Source organism: Agrobacterium sp. LY4 (genome assembly GCF_001526585.1).
GTDB classification, from domain to species: domain Bacteria; phylum Pseudomonadota; class Alphaproteobacteria; order Rhizobiales; family Rhizobiaceae; genus Agrobacterium; species Agrobacterium leguminum.
The window spans coordinates 26944-43258 of sequence record NZ_ASYA01000055.1 but is presented as its reverse complement, the minus strand read 5'-3'; the positions used below and the strand labels follow the sequence as shown (position 1 = coordinate 43258).

Annotated in this window: 26 protein-coding genes; all 26 read right to left on the bottom strand. The window is 60.2% G+C overall.

Annotation, left to right across the window (positions count from 1 at the left end; all coding sequences use genetic code 11):
- Positions 1-18 precede the first annotated feature (18 nt).
- The 26 genes from L904_RS26100 to L904_RS25975 all read right to left on the bottom strand — a co-directional run bounded on the left by L904_RS26100 (position 19) and on the right by L904_RS25975 (position 16256).
- Positions 19-912, bottom strand: coding sequence for a Mu-like prophage major head subunit gpT family protein (locus L904_RS26100; protein WP_035264140.1), 894 nt, complete (start codon positions 910-912; stop codon positions 19-21).
- 9 nt (positions 913-921) lie between these two features.
- Entirely contained in the window at positions 922-1311 is a 390-nt protein-coding gene (locus L904_RS26095; RefSeq protein WP_035264139.1) for a hypothetical protein, read from the bottom strand.
- A gap of 1 nt (position 1312) precedes the next feature.
- Complete coding sequence (locus L904_RS26090; protein WP_035264137.1) at positions 1313-2395, bottom strand: phage protease; 1083 nt, start codon at positions 2393-2395, stop codon at positions 1313-1315.
- A gap of 73 nt (positions 2396-2468) precedes the next feature.
- The gene (locus L904_RS26085) at positions 2469-2978 is read right to left on the bottom strand and encodes a phage virion morphogenesis protein (protein WP_035264136.1); all 510 of its coding nucleotides are present in this window, start codon (positions 2976-2978) and stop codon (positions 2469-2471) included.
- Between the two features lie 10 nt (positions 2979-2988).
- Positions 2989-4086, bottom strand: a complete 1098-nt coding sequence (locus tag L904_RS26080) for a phage minor head protein (protein ID WP_155272901.1) — start codon at positions 4084-4086, stop codon at positions 2989-2991.
- 119 nt (positions 4087-4205) lie between these two features.
- The gene (locus L904_RS26075; protein ID WP_059762472.1) at positions 4206-5825 is read right to left on the bottom strand and encodes a DUF935 domain-containing protein; all 1620 of its coding nucleotides are present in this window, start codon (positions 5823-5825) and stop codon (positions 4206-4208) included.
- On the bottom strand, positions 5825-7456 hold the full coding sequence (locus tag L904_RS26070; protein ID WP_371259426.1) for a hypothetical protein: 1632 nt from the start codon (positions 7454-7456) through the stop codon (positions 5825-5827). Before L904_RS26070 ends, L904_RS26075 begins: the two co-directional genes overlap by 1 nt.
- Positions 7457-7672: 216 nt before the next feature.
- Entirely contained in the window at positions 7673-8338 is a 666-nt protein-coding gene (locus L904_RS26065; protein ID WP_035261591.1) for a phage protein Gp27 family protein, read from the bottom strand.
- Between the two features lies 1 nt (position 8339).
- Positions 8340-8651 carry a hypothetical protein gene (locus L904_RS26060; protein WP_051671866.1) on the bottom strand — a complete coding sequence of 104 codons (312 nt, stop codon included), beginning with the start codon at positions 8649-8651 and terminating at the stop codon, positions 8340-8342.
- Positions 8648-9022, bottom strand: coding sequence for a DUF2730 family protein (locus L904_RS26055; RefSeq protein ID WP_051671865.1), 375 nt, complete (start codon positions 9020-9022; stop codon positions 8648-8650). The genes L904_RS26060 and L904_RS26055 overlap by 4 nt, the downstream gene beginning before the upstream one ends.
- Positions 9019-9237, bottom strand: coding sequence for a TraR/DksA C4-type zinc finger protein (locus L904_RS26050; RefSeq protein ID WP_035261589.1), 219 nt, complete (start codon positions 9235-9237; stop codon positions 9019-9021). The genes L904_RS26055 and L904_RS26050 overlap by 4 nt, the downstream gene beginning before the upstream one ends.
- A complete protein-coding gene (locus L904_RS26045) occupies positions 9234-9752 on the bottom strand; it encodes a hypothetical protein (RefSeq protein ID WP_035261586.1) in 519 nt (172 codons plus the stop codon). The genes L904_RS26050 and L904_RS26045 overlap by 4 nt, the downstream gene beginning before the upstream one ends.
- A gap of 2 nt (positions 9753-9754) precedes the next feature.
- Positions 9755-10084 carry a cell wall anchor protein gene (locus L904_RS26040; protein ID WP_245285021.1) on the bottom strand — a complete coding sequence of 110 codons (330 nt, stop codon included), beginning with the start codon at positions 10082-10084 and terminating at the stop codon, positions 9755-9757.
- A 38-nt stretch (positions 10085-10122) separates the two neighbouring features.
- Positions 10123-10404, bottom strand: coding sequence for a hypothetical protein (locus L904_RS28505; RefSeq protein WP_245303292.1), 282 nt, complete (start codon positions 10402-10404; stop codon positions 10123-10125).
- On the bottom strand, positions 10401-10880 hold the full coding sequence (locus tag L904_RS28500; RefSeq protein ID WP_245303291.1) for a peptidoglycan-binding protein: 480 nt from the start codon (positions 10878-10880) through the stop codon (positions 10401-10403). Before L904_RS28500 ends, L904_RS28505 begins: the two co-directional genes overlap by 4 nt.
- A 92-nt stretch (positions 10881-10972) precedes the next feature.
- On the bottom strand, positions 10973-11344 hold the full coding sequence (locus L904_RS26030) for a sigma factor-like helix-turn-helix DNA-binding protein (RefSeq protein ID WP_035261583.1): 372 nt from the start codon (positions 11342-11344) through the stop codon (positions 10973-10975).
- Entirely contained in the window at positions 11322-11549 is a 228-nt protein-coding gene (locus L904_RS26025; protein ID WP_035261580.1) for a hypothetical protein, read from the bottom strand. Before L904_RS26025 ends, L904_RS26030 begins: the two co-directional genes overlap by 23 nt.
- Positions 11549-12199, bottom strand: coding sequence for a regulatory protein GemA (locus L904_RS26020; RefSeq protein WP_035261576.1), 651 nt, complete (start codon positions 12197-12199; stop codon positions 11549-11551). Before L904_RS26020 ends, L904_RS26025 begins: the two co-directional genes overlap by 1 nt.
- A gap of 189 nt (positions 12200-12388) precedes the next feature.
- The gene (locus L904_RS26010; protein WP_035261572.1) at positions 12389-12652 is read right to left on the bottom strand and encodes a hypothetical protein; all 264 of its coding nucleotides are present in this window, start codon (positions 12650-12652) and stop codon (positions 12389-12391) included.
- Positions 12649-12948: a hypothetical protein gene (locus L904_RS26005; RefSeq protein WP_035261571.1), complete on the bottom strand. Its 300-nt coding sequence runs from the start codon at positions 12946-12948 to the stop codon at positions 12649-12651. Before L904_RS26005 ends, L904_RS26010 begins: the two co-directional genes overlap by 4 nt.
- Positions 12941-13204 carry a hypothetical protein gene (locus L904_RS26000; RefSeq protein WP_035261570.1) on the bottom strand — a complete coding sequence of 88 codons (264 nt, stop codon included), beginning with the start codon at positions 13202-13204 and terminating at the stop codon, positions 12941-12943. Before L904_RS26000 ends, L904_RS26005 begins: the two co-directional genes overlap by 8 nt.
- A complete protein-coding gene (locus tag L904_RS28495) occupies positions 13201-13851 on the bottom strand; it encodes a hypothetical protein (protein WP_245285019.1) in 651 nt (216 codons plus the stop codon). Before L904_RS28495 ends, L904_RS26000 begins: the two co-directional genes overlap by 4 nt.
- A 10-nt stretch (positions 13852-13861) precedes the next feature.
- A complete protein-coding gene (locus L904_RS25990) occupies positions 13862-14521 on the bottom strand; it encodes a DUF3164 family protein (RefSeq protein ID WP_035261569.1) in 660 nt (219 codons plus the stop codon).
- Positions 14522-14555: 34 nt separating this feature from the next.
- Entirely contained in the window at positions 14556-14918 is a 363-nt protein-coding gene (locus L904_RS25985; RefSeq protein ID WP_035261568.1) for a hypothetical protein, read from the bottom strand.
- Positions 14902-15228: a hypothetical protein gene (locus L904_RS25980; protein WP_035261567.1), complete on the bottom strand. Its 327-nt coding sequence runs from the start codon at positions 15226-15228 to the stop codon at positions 14902-14904. Before L904_RS25980 ends, L904_RS25985 begins: the two co-directional genes overlap by 17 nt.
- Positions 15225-16256 (bottom strand): AAA family ATPase, encoded by a 1032-nt coding sequence (locus L904_RS25975; RefSeq protein ID WP_035261566.1) that lies wholly within the window; start codon positions 16254-16256, stop codon positions 15225-15227. Before L904_RS25975 ends, L904_RS25980 begins: the two co-directional genes overlap by 4 nt.
- Between the last annotated feature and the right edge of the window lie 59 nt (positions 16257-16315).

Genomic DNA, 16315 nt, shown 5'->3' with positions numbered 1-16315 from the left:
AACGCTCGACCATTAAGGTCAGGCGAGATGCGGGACGGACACGACGGTCGCAGTCTTTGCCCAGACGTTGGTTTCACCGCCGTTGATCAACGCAGCTTCGACGATCTGGCGGGCCTGACGCTCCAGCGCTGGTGGAACGAGCAGCTTGGTCGGACGGATCGCGTTGATCTGGCCATCGCGCTTGCGGATCGACTGCATGGCGGTACGAGCGGCTTCGTAGTTTGCCTGCGTGAGCTCAAGCTTGGACTTGAAGGCCAACTGCCAGAGGCCAAACCCGGCGTTGCCACGCGTGTCGGCGCCCCAGACATATTCATCACGCCAGAACACATTCGGGTCAGTTTCCGAAAACAGCTGCGTCAGTTTGAGCGCCTTTCGGGACTGCCAGATCATCGGCTTGATGACCTGCGTATCGTCGATCAGATACCAGGCGGGCTGAGCACCGGCTGCATAGTTGGCAACCGATATCTGGTTACCCTGTTCGTTGTAGCCGGGATGATCCGTGTCGAAGTAATACTGCCCGTCATAGCAGGTCGTGGTTTCGCCCTTCTTGAGCAGCGGCCATACGAGCGTGTCGGGGAAAGCTGCGCCGTCCTGGCCGTACTGTGCGGCGATCGGTGTGAAGATGCCGACCTGATCGTCTTCGATCTGCCGTTTCTTGATGGCGATCGTCTTTTCGAACGAGCGGTTCGTGATCGAGTAGAGCGAAGCGCCGACATCATGAGCAACACGATCACCGATCCATTCGCGGAAGCCGGGCAGTTCGTCCAGGCGCGGGTACTCGTTTGCGAATGTCGTGGACCCCACGGTCATCGCAATGGTGCTGTAGAAGGTCTGTGTTGCCGCAAGCGACTGATTGAAGATGGTCGAGAGCGAGGTGTAGATGCCTCGAAGATTGGTGGCGTTGATGTCCATTTCTGCCCCTTAAAGCGTCTTGAGCCAGACGCCGTCCGCGTCGATGGCATCGATGGTGCCAGCCTGGAGCAAAGCGCCCGCAGCCAGCGTGAAGGTGTCATCGGCCGAGGCGTAGACCGGCTTGTTGATATCGGCCGGCGTCGCACCAGCGAGCGGGATGTTGACCACGCCCTTCCGGGCATTGATCAGCTTGTCGCCGGTTGCGCCGTCGCGATTGTCTACCGCTTCCTCGGCAAAGCCGATCAGCGCCACGCAAGAAGCGTGGGCGGCCGGGACGGCGGCAAGTGCGGCGGTGACGCCGATCATCGTGCCGCCAAAGATGCGGACGCCGCCCAGAACGGGATAACCGTAGGCATCGCCCTTGCGCCATTTGCGGCGAATGTCGGTGGTGGCTGTCATTTCACTGACCCTTTCCGAAGAGCGCCTTGTGCTCTTTCTTGAAGGCTTCCGGATCGACACCCATCATGGCGGCGACGGAAAGCTCATCGCTGGTTGCGGTTTCGCCCTCGCCGGGCAACTGGCGACCGCCGAGGCCGCCGGCGTTGAGCGACGGCATGACCTTCAGCTCCGCTTCGACCTCGGCCGGGTTCTTCATGTGGCGGGAAATGAAGTGCTCGCGGAGTGACGGCACGATCTGCATCTTGGCGATCGCAGCGTCGATAACGGTGGTGGCCTTTTCCTTCGCGGAATCGGTGATAAGCGTTTCGACACGCGTATTGAGCGCCTTAACCTGATTTTTCAGGTCTGCGTTTTCCTGCTCGATGCCGGTGGCCGGCGTCGTTTTCGCCTGAATGGCGGTGACCAAGGCGTCAGCACCGACGGTGACTTCAACGCCGGCGAGTTCCGCCAGTCTCGACATCAGTGCCGCCTGCGCGGTCTGGGCAGAGTGAGCCGCAGTGAGCGCCGCAAGGATCGCGGCCTCATCTGCGGTTTCCGGCAGGCCAAGCGCCTTCCGGAGAGCTTCCAAATCCATGGTGGTCTCCAAGTTCTGAGAGTGAAGAGATTTCAGGTTGAGGTTGGGATCGTTGGTCAGCGCCACGCGAAGCAGCTTGTGAACCGCAAAGGGAGCCTTAGCGCTGTGCGTGAAAACCGGGGAAATGTAGCCGTAGGCCTTGCCCTGCATCATCGTGAGGCCATCGGGTGTCCACTCGACCTTTGCCCAAACACCATCGTCACGGCGCTCAAGTGCTGTGAGCCAGCCACGGGCAGGCGCGGAAAAACCCTGCTTTGCAGCAAGGTCAGTCGAATGGTTCTCATCGACCGGCAGCTTTTTGCCCTCGGCATTGAAAGCCGCAATCAGGGCGTCGGCATTGTCGAGCACGTAAGGGCCGCGACCATCGACGCCGGAGAAACGGCCGGTCGGCAGGACGTGCAACCATTCGGGCGCAGTTACGGCTGATTGCAGGGCAACAATATGGGTCGAGACCGGCGCAGCCGAGGCCGAATGAAGTGCAACAACAGTGGTCGAGATCAGATTTTGCATGGTCCGGATATGCCATGCGGGCAAAATTCAATTCATGCCTGCGCCTGCGGGCGGGCCTGAAGGAGGGAGAATTTCAGCGGGAGGAATAGCGGAGCACAAAACCGAAGACGGTCTCGGCGATCATCGCTTCGTCATCCGACGATATACCGAGGAAGGGACGTGCGGGCAAGGTGACACTGTCGGCTTTGATAAGGTTCCCGCCCATACGGAACCAGAGATGCGTTGCCCGAACCGGCACGATCGTTGCGCCAAACTGGTGAGCGGCCGCGTAAATGACATCGGTGCCCACCTGCACCTCGTCATTGCTCGCCATGGCATTGATGCTGTTACGCAGCCGGCCGCTTTCCGTCAGGATGCGGGAATTACGCTTGCCATCGGCATATAGAGGATGCAACGGCGACCACGCCTGACCGTCCGGATCGGTCTGGGTGACGAAGCGCATGTGCGTCGAGCCGACAAGGCCGACGCCGATCGCGCGCATGACAGGCGTGGTATTCGTCATCAGGCCTTCGAGCTGGCGAAAGCCGCGCCGGACTTCTGAATCGAGAACCTGTGCCGTGATCGAGATAAGCGCGCCGCTCATGCCGAAAACCTCACTGCCAGCCGGAGCCGAAGGCGTCAGTCAGATCGGAGCGGCTGACGCGCTGGAGCGAGGTCATGTAAACCGTCTTACGATCGGCCTTCATGACGATATCGACATTGGCTCGATAGAAGACGCCATCATGCTCCCCGACGAAGGCCGGCCGACCGCGATTGTCGCGCAACAGCTTTCCGGACTGGACGAGCTGGCCGGGGATGACACCGATTGTATCGGGCGACAATACCTCGGCTATTTGTGCCTGGCTGCGGATGGTGTCCGCCGTCAGGCGAATTTCCGTGCCGGCGGCGACATCGAGGGCGGCACCCGTCGCCTTGTTTGCCGTCGCAACCGGCGTCCAGGCACCGTCAGGCCATTTGCCCTTCAGCGCCGATTGAACGAAGGCGGCAACCTGCACCTGGTCAGCACTAACAGCTTTCGGACCAGGTGCCGTTTGCGTCAGCCAGGCAGCGCCGGGATTGTAGGCGAAGGACGGATCGATGCCCCGCGGCTGATCCGTGCCGAGCTGGTCAAGGTTCGGCGGGGTGTCGGGCTTGGATTTGCCGAGGCGGCGAAGACCAGGACGAGACACCGGCGTCACGAAGCAACCGCACCGGTAGCCGTTCGGCGGGTACATTTTCGCCCAGACCGGATCGGTTGCTTCGTAGCATTCACCGTCCCATGCCTTGTGGTCCAGGCGCGGATGAAGCGCGCCGGAATGATTGTACATCCAGTAGGGAAACGCTTCGAGCGTCTCCGGGGCCGTCATCTGGGCGTAGCGGCCGGCCGCGTAAGCCGTACTGAGATTGGTTTCGAAGATCAGGCGGGAGCGCCAGCCGCGTGAACCGTTGTACTGCCAGCCGTGGCGCGCGACGATGGCGTCGAAGTCAGCGCGGAAATCTTCCAGCGTCAGGCCCTGTTCGGCGGCCTTGATAATCGCCGCCTGAAAATCCTCGACTAGCGCCTTCTTGTTTGCGCCGGCCACCACGAACATCTTCGAATGGGCCGCGTCCCAGACATCGCGATGGCTTTCAGTTGGGACGGCGGTTTTCTGGCGAAGGAAGTCGATCGCCTCATCAAACGGCAGATTGATCGCGCCCACCGTCGTCGCCATCAGAGCAACGGCCAACGGGTTAAAAATTGAGGCGTTTTTAAAGGCCGTGGAAGCGTTTTTTAGGCCAGAAGCTACGGACGCAGCAAAAAGCCCCCTGAAGCGCGCCAACGGGCTTCCTGTCATGACTGCCTCTTGAGGTCATCAATGAGCGCGGCCTGCCCGATCAGGTGGGCCATCGTCATGCCGCGCGCCATGGCTTCCGCGAGTGCGTCGGCCGACAGATCGAGATCCGCGAGTTTTCGTGCGGCGTCCCGGAGATCGGTAGCATTGGACAGGATCTCGCGGACTTCGTCGATCATGCCGTCCATGGCTTCCGCCGCGTCCTTCTCCAGCCGGTCGGTCAGCTTTTCGAGCAAGTCCGGTTCCTCGCGGGAATGCGCCGAGGCGAATAGCCGATCAAGGCTTTGCTTTGCGGTCAGCGGTTTCGACTGCGGTTTGTCCTCGGGCGGAACGACAGGTGTGGGCCGGCCGCCGACCAGTTCGGCCCCTTCCTTGGGGGCAGGAATGCCAAGCCGATCACGCATGAAAGAAACTTCGGCCGTCAGTCCATGCGGGGCCAGCTTCTCGAAAGCCTCGGCAAAATCCTTCAGCGGCACCTCGTCCGGACGCCCAATGTGGATTTTTGGATATTCTTCCTGCGGCCCGAAATTGAAGGCGATAATGTTCGGGACGAGCTGCGCATTGAGCGTGTCGGAGGCGTCGAGTGCGTCGGATCGCTCGATATCTTCCTGGACCAGGCGATGTTCCTTGGCGACGGCGTGCCCACCGGAGACAGCATCCGTTGTCGTTGTCTGGCCGAGGATCAGCTTGGAGATTTCGCGATTGTGCCAATCGGCGCGGCGCTCATACATGTCCGTCGAGCTGCTCTTCGAACCGACTTCCTGAAACTCGATCAGCATTTCGCGTGGGATAATAGCGGCGCAGTCGCCGGCAATGCCGGACACCGCCCGCCACAAGACATCCTTTTCCTGCTCGGTCGCGCCCCGGCCGTATTTGCCGATGCGGAGCGGCTGGCCATAGTTTTGCATGAACACGGCCCAATCCTTGACCGTGAAGCTCTTGAACATCCACAGCCAGACGGCAACGCGGGCGATGCCAGAACGGATTGTGAGACCTGACTTTGCCTTCGAACGATGGACAATGAACTTGTGCGGGATAAGCGGCTGGCCGGCGACGCCTTCGCGCAAGAGCGGAGTTTCGCCGTCAACGCGGTCGAAAGTGAACCAGCGCTGCGTCCGCCAGATCAGCGCACGGGGCAGAATGTTGCCGTTCTTATGGTGCCAGTCCGTCTCCAGAACAGAGATCGCCTTGCCGATAGCGTCGAGCATGTCGAAGAGGCTGGAGCGCAGCACGCCTGTCTCGATCCACTCTCGCAAGAACTGTGCATGCTTCTTGTGTTCCTCGCTGTCCGACGCGGATGTGACGGTGATGGGTAGCTGTGCCACCGATCGGCGGCGCGTGGCGAGCTGCGCGAGATAATGGCTATCGCGCTCCTCGATGTCCTCGGCTAGCTCGAAGTAGGCTTCCACTTCACCGTTGTCCGCAGCACGCAGAATGGAGGCGAGCTTGATCGGCGTCATGCCATCGGCCGGGTGACCGGAAATCCACTGGCGGACACCGCCCACCTGTGCGCCGGCCGCTTCTTCCGTCAGCTCGGCAACGCTGACGACCTTGCCGTCCTGATCCTTCATGGAGCTGGCGAGGTGACGAGAAATCTTCTGCTTCTTCTTTTTCGCCATCAGAGCGATCCTCTCAGGTAGATATTGACGGTTCCGCCACGGCGATCGTCGTCATGCATCGGCGGGCCGCCATTGTGGCCCTGCATCGGATTGATAGCCTTGCGGCTGGTCTCGTACTCGTAGGCGATCGCCTCCTGGTTGGAAGCGAACCACGCCAGCGCGCCAGCCGGCGCGGTATCGCCGTGGCGATCGTAACCGTCAGCGCCCTTCGTCGAATGTTCATCAGGAACCTTGATGATCCCGTTGACGTAGGCGAGTGCCTGGTGATCGGCGAGAACATCGGCGTCGTTCGGCAAAAGCAGGCTCTTATCGACAAAGGCTTCGATGTAACCGGGCATGTTGGCCGCGTACCACTTGGCAGATGTCATCACTTCGTGGATGCATTCCCCCCAGCGCTGGCGGGCCTTTTCGGCAAGGTACTGGCCGTTGCCTCGCGCATCGAGCGCGCCACCGATGAGACGCGGCAAGGCATCGCCAATGTAGAAGAGGATGTCGCGCTGCTGATCGAACGGGATGTTCTTCAACTCGACAATCAGGCGGGCGCGGCGGATGAGATCGGCCCCGATCTCGAAGACCACGATTGCCGTCTTGTCGCCAGAACGGGCAAAGTCTTCCCCGAAGCAATGTTCCCGGTCCTTGTCGAGCTTGTCTAAAAGGGGCTTCAAGAGGCCTTCACAGAACTCGTCAGCCTGTTCGGCGCGCTCAAAATCGTCGAGGTTCTTGAATTCGTCCGGCCGGTCCCATCGCACCACGGCCGGCAGATCGGCGGACATGCAGCGCTCGATCAGGACGCGCGTCAATGCGGCCCCTTCCGATTCGGCCGGGATCGCGTCCAGCTCCTGCTTCATCTTGGAGGTGCGCGTGCCATAGGCCGAACGAATTTTCGCCTCCCAGGCGTCTTCTTTCTCCTGCGACCATTCCTCGCCCTTGATCAGGCAGACGCGTTTGAACAGGCCATTCTTGACGGCGTCGCCGAAGGTGAAGGTGTGGAAGTTGAAGCCGTTCTTTCCGGCCTCGGCTTCCTTGATCAGTTCGTTGAACGGGTTGCTGACGCCGTTGTGCGAGGAAATGACGCGGACCTTGCCGCCCCAGATCAGCAGCGCCGCAACTGAATCGATGACGGCGCGAACGTCGCGGTGGAACGCGGCCTCGTCGATGCAGACCGTTCCCTGAAGGCCGCGAATGTTTTCCGGCCGCGACGAAAGCGCCTCGATGCGGAAACCGGACTTGAAACGGATGATGTAGCTGGAGATCGCGTTCGTGGTGCCGTCGTCGCGCTGGTCGAAGAAAATACCATCCTCGATCGTCAGCAGTTCCTTGGCGACGGTTTTAGCGAAATGCGCGGCATAGCCGATGAACTCCCGGCCCTTCGGCTTGGTGTCCGGGATATAAAAATAGTTCTGGCCACCTGCGGATCGCTGGGCGGCGGCGATCAGCGTTGCATCCAGCGCCTCGACGAAGGTGATGCCGGTTCGGCGGCCCTTGGCGCAGCCCTTCAGAAGACTGTCGTCGGCGATCCATTCGGCCTGATGCGCCATAAGGACGCCTTCGGCCAATGGATCGAGATCAGCCGGAATATCGGCACCACGAGGCAATTCGTCCGGCAACTTGGCCGGATCGACAGGAAGCACTGGCGGGTCGGTCCATTTGCCTTGCGGCAAACCGGGCAAGGCTTCAGCCACGCTGTTCCTCCATGCACGCAAGACCGGTCCCTTTGCAGGACCGGCAATCGTTCTTCAGGTCATAGACGGTGCTGGAAATGGTGCCGTCTCGGCGACGGTTAATCCGCTTGATCGCCCGCCCCGTGCCATCGCACCTGGTGCACGGGTCTTTCGGAAGGGTGACGGTCATTGCTCGCCATCCTTCTTCTCGGCGTCCGGAGAGACCTCGGGAACGGATTTCGCCTTCGGCCGCACGCCGAGGAACTCGCGACGGGCGCGGGCGATAGCCTCTTTCGAAATGCCTGGTTCGTTCGAAAGTACGTCGAGCGCCTTTTCCGCCTTGGCCTTCATGTCGGCCTCAATGCGGCGGGCTTTTTCTTCGGCTTCCAGCTTCAGGCGGCGGTTTGACGACGCGACTTGGGCGGCCGATGCAGCGCGCAGCGCGTTCGCCAGTTCCATGGCTCCCTTCGGCGAAATGCCGGCGTCACCGGCAGATTGCAGCAGCTCGAAAATAAGCGTCTTGATCGCCTCGGCGGCGATCAGCGTCAGATCGTCGGAACCGGCCGCGTCCATGCGCTCGGAAATGGTGGCGGCAATCTCGCGCGTCTGTTCTAGCCGGCGCGTCATTTGTGATAGCCGGATGGCAAAGCGGTTAAATGCCGAAAATGATGGGATGTCGAAATCAAGGCCGATCTCGCCCTGAAGCGCGATCAGCTTGGTTTTCCACTCGGCGTAAATGTCGAGCTGGCTGCGATCACGGTCGGCAAGTTCCTGCGATGCCCAGGAGATAGCATCGCTGCATTCCTCGGGCAGAAGATCGATTGCTGAAAGTCGGCCGCGTGCTTTTGCCATGTCAGGCACCCACGCGCGACGGACGCTTCACGCCCTCGATGGCGGACTGACGATCGACATGGCGACGGCCAAGATCGGTCAAGGAAGCAATCTTGATGCTGCCAGCGCTGACGACAACAACAGCGCCCATGGTCTCCAGATACTCGATCTGCTGATGCACCCAGGGCCGTTCCTGGTTGATGCCAAAATTGGCAAGAACCGGCTCAAGCATGGAGCTGCTCAGGCTCTCATTCACCTGTTCCGCCAACGCCCTCAAGATGATGAGCCGCGCTTCCTCGCGCATGATTTTCATATAGTCGATACCGATGCTCATTGTTTGCCTGCCGTTTCCACCAGTAGCTGGTTCATTCTTTCGTTCGTGGCTTTGATGGGCTTGAGGGTTTCGTTCAGCGTGTCGAGGCGGCCATTCACCTTCTCCAGGGCAAGCTCCAGGCGGTGCTGGCTTTCCCGATCGGGCAGGTGGCGCATTTCCCCTTCGATCGCCTGGATGCGGCGGTCATGGCTGGTAAGCTTGGTTTCGTGGGCCTCTACGTCTTTGCCCAGGAGCGCGATTTCCTCGCGACCGCTTTTGATGTCGGCCTCAAGCTTTTTTTCGCCGCTGGAGAAAAAGACCTTGAGGTGACCGAGGACAGCAAGACTGGAGAGAACCAGCGTCAGCCAGGGAATGATTTCAGTCGGCGTCATCGGCGGGCCTTCTCAAAGTTTGTCTGGCAGACGATGCACCGTGTGGCGGATGGCAATGCGATGCGGCGCTCGCGGGCGATATCATTGCCGCAGTCTTCACACTCGATCGTGCCGGTTGTGCGCAGAGAGCGCGAGGCGGCGGCAATCCCCGCCTCGCGCTCCTGTTCGGCCCGTTCGGCGGCCAGATCGAGAGCGGCGTTTCCACCAAAGTTCATCTGGGGGTCTCCACCACCTGGCGAAGACTGACGCCTTGAGCGAGTTCCGGCAGCTTCGACATGATGATCTCGTTCAAAGCCTTTGCGTTGACGCCGAGTTTCTCGATCGCGTCCGGGTTCTTCTCAATGACGTATCTGGCCGCATCAGCGATGATGGCTTCGCTGACATGCCCGCCCACGTGGATGACGCCGGCCTTCGCCAGGGCAAACCGAACGGCGTTGGCGGCCGACTGATGCAGGGCATCGCGGAACTTGCTTTCGATATCGATGCGTTGCTTTTCGTCCGTGATCTTCAGGAGCGAAATCACGCGGGCGCTGATCCATGTGACCAACACCGGCCCAACGGTCGAGACGAGTAGCACGATAACCGGCTGCACGATCGTCCAAGCTTCATACCAGATCGAAGACGGTGCGATGACCGGGGCAGCGTCCTGGGCGAAGGCCGGCGTCAGAATGAACCAGCTGATGCAGACGAAAGCCACCAGTCCAGCAAGGTAATAAAAGAGCCTGGTCATGATTACCCCTCTACCTTTCTGGCTTCGTGCAGGGCGCGCGTGATGGCGGCATAGGCCTCTGCAACCTTCACCAGGGCATTCGCTGCGGTGACGGAGGAAGGGTCACGGCAAACGGCGTCCGCTCCGGCCCATGCAGCATTTTCCTTGGCCACGACGGATGGCTTGATGGTGCCGGTGCTCGCGACGATCACGAAAGCGCTATGCGCCGTCGCAGCGGCCGAGCAGGCGTGCGGCAAATTCTTCTGGATCGCATTGTCGATCGATCCGGTGGACTGGCAGGCCGACAACGCAAGCGTTGCGGCAACTGCGACGAAGACAGACTTGAACATCATGGTCCTTTTGATGATGGGAGGGGGAAAGGGCATTTCCGTCAGGCCTCGGTTTTCGAGACCGGCGCGCCGGCGCTGGAAAGCTCGACCTTGCCGCCGATCGGCGCGTCGGCCGTCTTCGGCCAGCGGACACCGCCAGTGACGAGGCGGCCTTTTTCGATACGGGTGATCGAAACCGAATTGTTCTGATTGCCGCCGAGGACGTGGTAGTGCGTCCGGTCCTCGCCGACGTAGAGGCCGACATGGCCGCCACCCTTGCGCTCGAAGACAAGGATCGCCCCGCGTGCAATCCGGCTTTCAGCGCCGAACTTTTTCCAGTTCAAAGCGCCGAGAGGATTTGCAGGTAGCGCCTCTTTGGGCAGCGTCGTGGCGATGAGATTGCCGACGAACAGACCGCACCAGGGAATGTCGTCGTCGGGAAGAAACTGGCGATCCAGCCGCCGAGCTTCTTGGCCCAGCCCATGATGGTCGGATTGGATTTCGGGCCAGCGATTTCCTTCAGGCCCATGAAGCGGCGGGCCTCGCGCATCCACACCGGCTCAGCTGGGACCACGACCTTGTCGTGAACAACAAGTGTGCTGTTCGGGTTTTTGCTCTTTACGCCGCGAAGGAGGTTTACGGTCGCAGTATCAGCGCGGCCGGTCTCGTTCAGCCCCGCCGCATGCTGGAAACGCAGGAGCGCCGCGATAACCTCACGGCCATGGACGCCGTCCGCGACCCCGCCGTAAGCACCGGCGACGCGCAAGCGATCGATCAGCCATTCGTCAAACGTTTGAGTGGTCAAGGAAAGCCCCGTCATGATGGCAACTGGCGGAGATCGCGCGGGCCGATATGGGGGCAAATTAGAGTTTGGGCCTGAAACAAATCAGGCCCGCCATTGCGGGCGGGCCTTTAAAACATTTCCATCTGGCGGGGGTCTGTCTTTCGCCTGGACTTGAGTGGCTCCCGTTTTCGGGCGCGCTTCAAAAGTCTTTCGACACCGCTTTCGGTCAAACCGAGCCTTTTGGCAATATCGCGGTTGCTCATTTCGGCATCGACATAGCGGCGGGCGCGAAACTCGCGTGCCAGAGGCACCCTTATATATCCGCCCGGATATGCTTTGGCTAGACGGTATGCGGCATCAACCCCGATCGTCGAGGAAAGTTCGCTACGCTCCGGATCAGACGGAACATAAAGCCTGACGCCGGCATGCGCCTCGACCAGAGAGAAGAAGCCATCTTCGCCAAGCGTCGATAACAGATCAAGGGTGAGGTCTTCGGCCACGGGTAATCCTGTTCGAAATGATGAGCTGCTCTTCGGTCAGCGCCCTCAGGCGTGCTTCCAGCTCGATACGTCGGTGCGAAAAGCGCGGCAGCTTGGCGATCCTTTCCGCCAGTTGGTCACGCCGGTTCTGAAGAACATCAATCTCCCGCTGGTCCGGCCAGCCAAAGAGCGGCATGCCATTCAGGGGAGTGATGTTCCCGGTCATCACTTTTGAGCCTTCTTCAGCCGGCGAACCTGCGGCCCGAAATGGTTCATCACCGTTATCCACTCGGCATCGCTCAAATTTCTGTAGCTGATGCTTTCCGTGACGATGTGCGTGACGGCCTGCCAGAAGGCATTCGGCTCGGTCGGATGCAGGATCGACCATTGTGCGCGGGCGATCTTGTAGCCGGGGCTTTTCTCGTAAGGCTCGCACGGCAGGCGATCGGCCCAGACAACACCGGCCCGCGCCAGCATTCCCTTCATCGCCTCGACGATGCTGGCGGCGTCCTCTGGCTTGTGAACGAAACGCATATCCGAAATGTTCGGCAACTGCCTGCCCATTGCGAAGGCTTCCAGTGCGCTGTCGCGGCGATCGTCGATCACGCCGAGATTGTAACAGGCGATCCAGAGCGCCCGCATCTTCGGCAAGTACTTGCCAGAAAGTTTGCGCTTGCCGTCGCGACCGTCCTGGCGAACCGGCGCGGGCCTCGCGGCACTGCCTCGCAAGCTGACGAGAACCTTCTGCCGCTCGGCCTCGGTCATGTCCTTGGTGGATGTCTTGCCAGTCAGAATGTGGAGTTTGGCGCGATAGGCGAAATCGTCGAGGCCGAGTTTCTTCTGCTCGATCTTGATGGCGGCAATGGTTTTGCTCATTTCGACATCCTTTCCGCAAGGTGAACGGCTATGTCAGTCAGGCAGATATTGAACTTTCCATGAAACGGGATTGGACCCTGCTCATCTTCGGTCACGATGATGCGGGCATAGATTTTGCCCTCTTTGTGCAGGATGAAATGTTCCTCCTGCTGATAAAACTCGATTAGGACCGACAGAAGATGGTCGGCGTCAAATGTCCTCGACATCATAGGCCTCGCTGATTTCGGTGGTTGTGTAGGTGGCTTTGAAAACCGGGATGAAAAAGCGCACGTAGACGAACTGGACGGACCAGCCCCGGCGTTGCGCCTTTTCCCACGTCTCGCGTTTGCGGTACTTGGATGCGATCGCCTTGGCGGCGGTCTCGCTCCATGTGTTCGGCTGAAGCTTTCCTGATGGAGAGCAGAGCACATGGCCTTTAGTGAAGGCCGCAGGGATTTGGCGTTTACCCGTCACTGGCGAACACCCCCGACGATGATTGTCTCAACAGGGGCCATCGGCCGTGTGGCGGCCTGAGCGAGCGCGTGAGAAACAGCGCGATCAAGATGGTCACGGAACATCTTGCGGTGACGGCGGTCGGGTATTGAGGCCAGAACCTCCGCGATATTGGTGGCAAGCGCGCCACCAACCGCATTGAGGATCGGGACCTCGAATTGTTCGCCTGTCTCGATAATGGCCTTGTGGATCGCATCGGCGAGTATCTGCGACTGTCGGGCCTCCTCGGCCTTCGCCTTGGCGATAGGGTCATTCATGGTCGTCACCGTGATAGCTGATCTGCTTCAGGGGAGCCGGAAGCGCCAGCAAGGGCGCATCCGTGTTCTTGGAAGAAGCTTTGCGAGGCGTTTTTGCCGCCTTCTGCTCTGCCTCGATCTCATCGAGCTGGTTGAGAATGCTGGCCATCTGGTAACGGTCGGCCGTTTCGATCTCGATCTTGATCGTGGACTTTCCGCCCTTGGTTGCGGCGGAAAAGGATTTCAGGGTGGCGTCGGAGAAATAGATGCTGGTCACGCAGCACCGCCCTTCGCCGGCGTCAGGTGCCGCGACACTATGGCCTCAATCTCGGTGAGAGGTGTGCGGCCGCTGGCGACGGCGAGCAACTCGGCGAGGAACCACATGCGCAATTCCTCGCGGCCTGCCGCCAGACGGGCTTTCTCAGGGTTTTCGCTGATGAGGCTTTTCAGGCGGGTCTCAAGCCTGTCGATCTCCGACACAGGCGGAGTCGGCATTCCCCCTTTCCGGAGTTCGATCAAGACTTCCTCGGCATTGATGCAGATAGTGTCCGCCAGCAGAGCCATGAGTTCCGGCTCTTCGCCGTCCTGGGTGAGAATGAGGGTGCGCTTCCCAGCGCCGGCCATCCAGCCAAGCTCAAGGTGAGCGCTGCGACCGCAGGGCAGTACCAGCAGGCAGGTGTCTGCCCACCGCATCGCTGCGAAATCAGACATGAAACCCTGTGCCGCACGCGGGTGCGTCAACAGGGCATTGCGGTAGTCCTCGGCCTTACAAGGCACAACAAGACCGATCTGATGCCACGCGAAACCCGTGTTATGAGGCGGATTGCGGAAGTCGTAGACCTCATGCCCGTTGTCGCGGAGAAGATCGACGATCATCGGCTGATGAGGGTTGCGCCACGAAGAAGCGACGTAAATTCGTGCCATCGTACAATCCTCACGCGTCGGCAATGTTGAGGGAAATGCGGACCCACTCCGCATCATGCGATTCCCGGAAGCTGAAATGCAGGTACTCTTTCGAGCCGATCACCCGCACGGCCGCATTGATGGCGTCCATCGCCTTCATCCAGCGTGGATCGTCGCTTTCGATCTTGAAGAGTTCGAAGACGGCATCCTTGCTGATCTTCCCGGCCTGATCGACATTGAAGGCGCGGGTGACGAGGCCACGGATTTCGGCACGGCCGTCTTCCGTCCATTCGTTCAGGCATTCGTCGATCAGACCCTTCGCGACCTGCAACTGCGGCCCGAACTCGATGAGCTTGTTGACGCGGGTCTCGACAGACATCAGCCCGTCGATCGTGCGGTATTTCTGGTTTCCTGCCCCGGCGCGACCGCGTTTGACGAGGCCGTATTTGGCCTCAAGGTTACGATCGAACTCGGCGATATCGGCGCGGGTGTGCGCTTTGAAGCGTGCCAATTCAGCCGAAAGCGGCTTGGCGAAACCGATAATCTTGCGGACCATCTGGTCCTCAAGGAAGTCTTCTGCCTTCACCAGGGCAAGCGGCGTCAGGCCGCCGTCTGCGTTGGTGACATATTCCTTTCCGTTGACGACGGTGATGCCAGCGTTCGCTTTTTCTTCGAGAATTACAGCTTCCATGGGTTTGAACCTCATATTTTAATGTGAAAGGGGATCAGGCCGCGTCGCCACCGGACGGCGCGGAAGGTGCAGGGGAATTGGAGGCCTTGGGACGGAACTGGACGACGTTGCCGCCGTCCTTGGTGTCGGGCTGCATCAGGCCGAGAACTTCGGCCGTGACCCGGTTCATGCCAGCCAGCAGCGACAGGCGGTCTTGTGAAGCGCGCCGGTTCCACTCCGCCTGCGACCAGGCGTTTTCGAGTTTGCGGGCGAGATCGGCGATGCGGCCGATATGAACGATGACTTTCGCAGAGGTCACCCGGTCAAGGTTGATGGTGCCGCGCTCATTGACGACGCCGTTCAAATCACGCGCCAACTGAAGCAGATAATCGGAAACGCAGTCAGGCTTCGCCGTCATTCTTCTTTCCTCCAAAGTTCGGGCGGATGATGTTGCCTTCGGCCTTTTTCAGAAGGCCGGTGAGTTCGCCGGTGGCGAGCTGCTCGGCGGTTTTGGCGAGCAGCTTTCCGGCCTCGCTGTCGCGCAGAATGGAAAGCTCCAGCTCAAGATAGCCGGCCTGCTGTGAGAGGCCGCGAAGGGTCTTCAGGATGGTCTGGGCGGACTCTGCATCCAGCTCCAGTTTTTCACCGGGTTCCATCTTCTTGGCGTCCGAGAAGATGCGCGCGAGATAATCCAGGTGAGATTTGAGGGAAGGGTTTTCCGGCGTCATAGGCTGTCTCCCATGTCGCGGTTCTTCCAGGCGGCCTGAAGGTGCTCCAGGCGCACGCCTTCCTCGCCATCGCCGATGGCTAGCATAGACGCGGCCTTCATGGTGCGGTCGATCTGGCGAAGCGCGCCAGGCTTGCTGGCGATGCCCTTCAGGAAGGTGGCGCAATCCGTTCCTTCGTCGATGCCCCAAGCCTTGATCAGAATTTCAGCATCGGCGACCGGATTGCGTGCCGTGCGGACTTGCCGGTCGAAGCGGGAAAGCACCTGGGCGCGGCTGGCGACAGAACGGCCGAGGTCTTTCACGAAGGCCGTCGCGGTATCCTCGTTGCCGAGCAAGGCAACACCGCAATGGTCGTTGTCGACGAAATGGCGCAGCTGGTTGATCGCATCCGGAACCGCGTTCTGCGCCTCGTCGATGATCAGGAGCGAGCCTTCGCCGACGCGCTTCAGCTTTGCACCGAGGGCTCGGACGAACTTTGCCGGATTGTGCTCATGCACTTCGAGCGCCCCGCACAACTCGACGAGCATGCCGTGAACCGTCTTGGTGCTCGGGCTGAGCGTCGCCATAAAGACGTGAGGGCGTGTCGCAGCGAAGTGCTTGGCAGCGGTCGTCTTGCCGGAGCCTGCGGGCAAGGTGACGCGAACAAAGCCAGATGTCACCTGGGCAAACAGGAGAGCATTGTATACGTCCTGGCCGACCGTCGTGCGCTGGAAAGGTGGCGACACCGGCATGATGGCGGCCATGTTCTGGCTTGCGTCGAGAGCATCGAGCCAGTTGGCCATCTGCTGGTTTACGTTCGCAAGAACGCCGATGTACTTTCCGCTAAACCAAGGGGAAAACGTGCCATCAGGAACGCCCGTGCGGCGGGAGACTTCCGCTTTCGTCCAGCCGTATGTGGCGGCGGCGTCAACGGTGCGCGCTGTAAGTTTGCGCCACTCGGCAACGTCCGAAGCCGGATGCTTGGCGGTAAACTCGATCGTCGGTTGAGACTGTTCCCACACGGTATTTGTGTTGGTCGTCTTTTTCATATAAAGGTTCCTTTGTTCAATTGTGGGGCGGCCTTTGGGTCGCTCATTTTTTTTCGCCC

Excerpts from the sequence above, each read along its gene's own strand:
- L904_RS26100 (WP_035264140.1), bottom strand. The coding sequence starts at position 912 with ATGGACATCAACGCCACCAATCTTCGAGGCATCTACACCTCGCTCTCG.
- L904_RS26095 (WP_035264139.1), bottom strand. The coding sequence starts at position 1,311 with ATGACAGCCACCACCGACATTCGCCGCAAATGGCGCAAGGGCGATGCC.
- L904_RS26090 (WP_035264137.1), bottom strand. The coding sequence starts at position 2,395 with ATGCAAAATCTGATCTCGACCACTGTTGTTGCACTTCATTCGGCCTCG.
- L904_RS26085 (WP_035264136.1), bottom strand. The coding sequence starts at position 2,978 with ATGAGCGGCGCGCTTATCTCGATCACGGCACAGGTTCTCGATTCAGAA.
- L904_RS26080 (WP_155272901.1), bottom strand. The coding sequence starts at position 4,086 with ATGGCGACGACGGTGGGCGCGATCAATCTGCCGTTTGATGAGGCGATC.
- L904_RS26075 (WP_059762472.1), bottom strand. The coding sequence starts at position 5,825 with ATGGCGAAAAAGAAGAAGCAGAAGATTTCTCGTCACCTCGCCAGCTCC.
- L904_RS26065 (WP_035261591.1), bottom strand. The coding sequence starts at position 8,338 with ATGGCAAAAGCACGCGGCCGACTTTCAGCAATCGATCTTCTGCCCGAG.
- L904_RS26060 (WP_051671866.1), bottom strand. The coding sequence starts at position 8,651 with ATGAGCATCGGTATCGACTATATGAAAATCATGCGCGAGGAAGCGCGG.
- L904_RS26055 (WP_051671865.1), bottom strand. The coding sequence starts at position 9,022 with ATGACGCCGACTGAAATCATTCCCTGGCTGACGCTGGTTCTCTCCAGT.
- L904_RS26050 (WP_035261589.1), bottom strand. The coding sequence starts at position 9,237 with ATGAACTTTGGTGGAAACGCCGCTCTCGATCTGGCCGCCGAACGGGCC.
- L904_RS26045 (WP_035261586.1), bottom strand. The coding sequence starts at position 9,752 with ATGACCAGGCTCTTTTATTACCTTGCTGGACTGGTGGCTTTCGTCTGC.
- L904_RS26040 (WP_245285021.1), bottom strand. The coding sequence starts at position 10,084 with ATGATGTTCAAGTCTGTCTTCGTCGCAGTTGCCGCAACGCTTGCGTTG.
- L904_RS28500 (WP_245303291.1), bottom strand. The coding sequence starts at position 10,880 with ATGACGGGGCTTTCCTTGACCACTCAAACGTTTGACGAATGGCTGATC.
- L904_RS26025 (WP_035261580.1), bottom strand. The coding sequence starts at position 11,549 with ATGACCGGGAACATCACTCCCCTGAATGGCATGCCGCTCTTTGGCTGG.
- L904_RS26020 (WP_035261576.1), bottom strand. The coding sequence starts at position 12,199 with ATGAGCAAAACCATTGCCGCCATCAAGATCGAGCAGAAGAAACTCGGC.
- L904_RS26005 (WP_035261571.1), bottom strand. The coding sequence starts at position 12,948 with ATGAATGACCCTATCGCCAAGGCGAAGGCCGAGGAGGCCCGACAGTCG.
- L904_RS28495 (WP_245285019.1), bottom strand. The coding sequence starts at position 13,851 with ATGGCACGAATTTACGTCGCTTCTTCGTGGCGCAACCCTCATCAGCCG.
- L904_RS25990 (WP_035261569.1), bottom strand. The coding sequence starts at position 14,521 with ATGGAAGCTGTAATTCTCGAAGAAAAAGCGAACGCTGGCATCACCGTC.
- L904_RS25985 (WP_035261568.1), bottom strand. The coding sequence starts at position 14,918 with ATGACGGCGAAGCCTGACTGCGTTTCCGATTATCTGCTTCAGTTGGCG.
- L904_RS25980 (WP_035261567.1), bottom strand. The coding sequence starts at position 15,228 with ATGACGCCGGAAAACCCTTCCCTCAAATCTCACCTGGATTATCTCGCG.
- L904_RS25975 (WP_035261566.1), bottom strand. The coding sequence starts at position 16,256 with ATGAAAAAGACGACCAACACAAATACCGTGTGGGAACAGTCTCAACCG.